The organism is Nocardiopsis deserti (genome assembly GCF_008638355.1).
Taxonomy (GTDB): domain Bacteria; phylum Actinomycetota; class Actinomycetes; order Streptosporangiales; family Streptosporangiaceae; genus Nocardiopsis; species Nocardiopsis alborubida.
This window is the reverse complement of the sequence record NZ_VWVS01000056.1, coordinates 1-1,059: the sequence shown is the minus strand read 5'-3', so window position 1 is coordinate 1,059 and position 1,059 is coordinate 1. Positions and strand designations below refer to the sequence as shown.

Here is a 1,059-nt window from a genome sequence, read left to right as displayed (position 1 = left end):
CTGGGACTCTCTGCCCAAGCCTCGGGAGATCTACGAGTTCCTGGACTCGTATGTGATCGGTCAGGAGCAGGCCAAGAAGGCGTTGTCGGTGGCGGTGTACAACCACTACAAGCGGGTGCGTTCGGAGGGGGAGCGTCCGGGCGAGGAGGATGTGGAGATCGCCAAGTCCAACATCCTGCTGCTCGGGCCGACGGGGTCGGGCAAGACGTTGTTGGCGCAGACTCTGGCGCGGATCCTGAACGTGCCGTTCGCGATCGCGGACGCGACGGCGCTGACGGAGGCGGGGTATGTGGGGGAGGATGTGGAGAACATCCTGCTCAAGTTGATCCAGGCGGCTGACTATGACGTGAAGAAGGCCGAGACGGGGATCATCTACATCGATGAGGTCGACAAGGTCGCGCGTAAGAGTGAGAATCCCTCGATCACTCGGGATGTGTCGGGTGAGGGGGTGCAGCAGGCGTTGTTGAAGATCTTGGAGGGGACGACGGCGAGTGTGCCTCCGCAGGGGGGTCGGAAGCATCCGCATCAGGAGTTCATTCAGATCGACACGACGAATGTGTTGTTCATCTGTGGTGGTGCGTTCGCGGGGTTGGAGAAGTTGATCGAGTCGCGGACGGGTCAGCAGGGGATGGGGTTCAACGCGGTGTTGCGTCCCAAGGGTGAGCTGGGTGGTTCGGCGTTGTTCGGTGAGGTGATGCCGGAGGATCTGTTGAAGTTCGGGATGATTCCGGAGTTCGTGGGTCGGTTGCCGGTGATCACGAGTGTGCATGATCTGGATCGTGAGGCGTTGATCCGGATTTTGACGGAGCCGCGGAATGCTTTGGTGAAGCAGTATCAGCGGTTGTTCGAGTTGGATGGTGTGGAGTTGGAGTTCACGCCGGATGCTTTGAACGCGATTGCTGAGCAGGGGATTATTCGGGGTACGGGTGCGCGTGGGTTGCGGGCGATTATCGAGGAGGTGTTGTTGTCGGTGATGTATGAGGTGCCTTCTCGTGAGGATGTGGGTCAGGTGATCATTACGCGGGAGACGGTGATCGACAACGTCAACCCCACCATCGT

At 59.6% G+C, this 1,059-nt stretch carries 1 protein-coding gene; it reads left to right on the top strand.

Features of this window, described 5'->3' with window-relative positions; genetic code table 11:
• Positions 1 to 1,059: ATP-dependent Clp protease ATP-binding subunit ClpX (gene clpX / locus FYW99_RS31570; RefSeq protein ID WP_150256270.1), on the top strand; the 1,059-nt coding region annotated here is incomplete at both ends.